This is a genomic window from Actinokineospora sp. NPDC051303, from assembly GCF_055586285.1.
In genome coordinates this window covers 1-2,710 of record NZ_JBVJIN010000108.1, presented here as the reverse complement: position 1 = coordinate 2,710, position 2,710 = coordinate 1, and the positions used below count along the sequence as shown (strand labels likewise).

The following is a 2,710-nucleotide window of genomic DNA, read 5'->3' as shown; positions in this document are numbered from 1 at the left end:
CCTCCTCCCGTGGGGTTCATGCGGGTGGGGAGGGGGGTTGGGTGGGTGGGGTTGGTGGGACCAAAACCACGCCTGGGGGGGGGGGGGTTGGGCCCCCCCCCCCCCGGGGGGGGGTGGGGGGGGCCCCCCCCCCAACATGACAAAGGCCGACCCAGTCCGCGCTCTCCGCGGACAAGGTCGGCCTTCGGCCGGGTGAGTGACGGGACTTGAACCCGCGGCATCCTGGACCACAACCAGGTGCTCTACCAGCTGAGCTACACCCACCATCGCTCCGCCGGACCGTTGGGCCCGGGGTGCGTGAACATCCTAGCGTGTCTGGTTCGGGGGGCGAAAACGGGTTAGGTCGGCGGGGGGTTGAGGACCGCTTCCGCGACGGCTTTGGCTTCTTCGGTGGTGGGGCCGGGCTGGGGGACGAAGGCGGTGCCGCGGTAGTAGCGCAGTTCGCGGATGGATTCGAGGATGTCGGCGAGGGCGCGGTGGGCGAGGCCTTTGTCGGGCTGGGCGTAGTAGATGCGCGGGTACCAGCGCCTGCAGAGTTCCTTGATCGAGGACACGTCGACCATGCGGTAGTGCAGGTGGGTGTCGAGGGCGGGCATGTCGCGGGCGATGAAGCCGCGGTCGGTGGCGATGGAGTTGCCGCACAGGGGCGCGGTCCTGGGTTCGGGGACCCAGGCGCGGATGTATTCGAGGACTTTCTGCTCGGCGTCGGCCAGCGTCAGGGTGGACGCCCGGACCTCGTCGGTGAGGCCGGAGCGGGCGTGCATGTCGCGGACCACGTCGGGCATGCCGTCGAGGGTCGCGTCGTCGGTGTGGATGACCAGGTCCACTCCGTCGCCGAGGACGTTCAGCTCGGAGTCGGTGACTAGGGCGGCGATCTCGATGAGGGCGTCTTTGCCCAGGTCGAGCCCTGTCATCTCGCAGTCGATCCATACCAGGCGGTCCATCACCTGTCGGAGCTTAGTCGCCTGGGGCTCGACCGCGGTCATGGTGATTGCCCGGCGCGTCCGAGCACGGTCGGCGACGGCGCGGTGACGGTGTGGCGGCGGTGTGCGTCCACTTGGCCTAAGCCCTGTGGCGTGACCGTCGGCTATGGATCACGCTGGAGCGCATGGGCAAGGACGTCGAGTCGACGGAGTTCACCCGGGCCGACCGGCAGCGGTTCCGGCAGAAGGTAAGGCGGTGCCTGGACGTCTTCGCGCAGATGCTGGCCGAGTCCAGGTTCGACGCCGACCGCCCGATGGCCGGGTTGGAGATCGAGTTGAACTTGGTCGACAGCGCGGGCGACCCGTCGATGCGCAACGCGCAGGTGTTGGCGGCGATCTCGGACCCGGCGTTCCAGACCGAGCTGGGCCAGTTCAACATCGAGATCAACGTGCCGCCGCAGCGGTTGGGCCCGGACGGCTTGAGCCGGTTCGAGGACCTGGTGCGCGCCGACCTCAACGAGGCGGAGGCGAAGGCGGCCAAGGGCGACTCGCACATCGTGATGGTCGGCATCCTGCCGTCGTTGCGGCGCGAGCACATCACCTTCGAGACCCTGTCGGCGAACCCGCGCTACAAGCTGCTCAACGAACAGGTGCTGGCTGCCCGCGGTGAGGACCTGGAGATCGACATCACGGGTGTCGAACGGCTGGTGGCCCAGGCTGATTCGATCGCCCCCGAGAGCGCGTGCACCAGCGTCCAGTACCACTTGCAGGTCGCGCCGGAGGATTTCGCGAAGTTCTGGAACGCCAGCCAGGTCGTCGCGGGCATCCAGGTCGCCTTGGGCGCGAACGCGCCGTACCTGTTCGGCAAGCAGCTGTGGGCCGAGACCCGCATCGCCCTGTTCGAGCAGGCCACCGACACCCGCCCCGACGAACTCAAGGCCCAGGGCGTGCGCCCGAGGGTGTGGTTCGGCGACCGCTGGATCACCTCGATCTTCGACCTGTTCGAGGAGAACGTCCAGTACTACTCGGCCCTGCTCCCCCTGACCGACGACGAAGACCCAGCGGAGGTCCTGGCCCGAGGCGACACCCCGCAACTGCACGAGCTTCGCCTGCACAACGGCACCGTCTACCGCTGGAACCGCCCGATCTACGACGTGGTCGACGACCGACCGCACGTGCGGGTCGAGAACCGCGTGCTGCCCGCGGGCCCTTCGGTCGTGGACACGATGGCGAACGGCGCGCTCTACTTCGGACTGGTGCGGGCGCTGGCCGACCAGGACCGTCCTCTGTGGACGCAGATGAGCTTCGCCGCGGCCACGGACAATTTCCACGCCGCCGCTCGCGCGGGCATTGACTCCCTGGTGTACTGGCCGGGAGTGGGGGAGGTGCCGGTCACGGAACTGGTGCTGCGTCGGCTGTTGCCGATGGCGCATGACGGGCTGGACGCCTGGGGTGTTTCGTCCGCGGACCGGGATCGGTTGCTGGGGGTGATCGAGCAGCGGTGCATCACCGGGCGCAATGGGGCTGTCTGGCAGGTGGAGACGGTGAAGGGGTTGGAGGAGACCACTTCGGTCAATCGGGAGCAGGCTCTGCGGGAGATGGTGCGGCGGTATGCGAAACACATGCATACCAACGAGCCTGTGCACACTTGGCCGGTTTCTTAGGGCTGTGCTCGTGTTGCCTGGGTTGTGGGGTTGCTCGATGGGGTGGAGTGGTTTCTTTGGCTCTTGGTAGTTATGTGTGGGTGCGTTCGGGTAGGTCGGGGCGGTATCCGCCGAGGGCGAGGA

General features: G+C 67.9%; 2 protein-coding genes and 1 tRNA gene. 1 reads left to right on the top strand and 2 read right to left on the bottom strand.

Features of this window, described 5'->3' with window-relative positions:
* Positions 1 to 191: 191 nt before the first annotated feature.
* Positions 192 to 264: transfer RNA gene (locus ACZ6SD_RS32860), tRNA-His, on the bottom strand.
* A gap of 74 nt (positions 265 to 338) precedes the next feature.
* Positions 339 to 947: an oligoribonuclease gene (orn, locus tag ACZ6SD_RS32855; RefSeq protein WP_465320925.1), complete on the bottom strand. Its 609-nt coding sequence runs from the start codon at positions 945 to 947 to the stop codon at positions 339 to 341.
* 161 nt (positions 948 to 1,108) lie between these two features.
* On the opposite strand from orn, the gene ACZ6SD_RS32850 reads away from it, so the two are divergent.
* A complete protein-coding gene (locus ACZ6SD_RS32850) occupies positions 1,109 to 2,587 on the top strand; it encodes a glutamate-cysteine ligase family protein (protein ID WP_465320924.1) in 1,479 nt (492 codons plus the stop codon).
* The last annotated feature ends 123 nt before the right edge of the window (positions 2,588 to 2,710 follow it).

Excerpts from the sequence above, each read along its gene's own strand:
- ACZ6SD_RS32850 (WP_465320924.1), top strand. The coding sequence starts at position 1,109 with ATGGGCAAGGACGTCGAGTCGACGGAGTTCACCCGGGCCGACCGGCAG.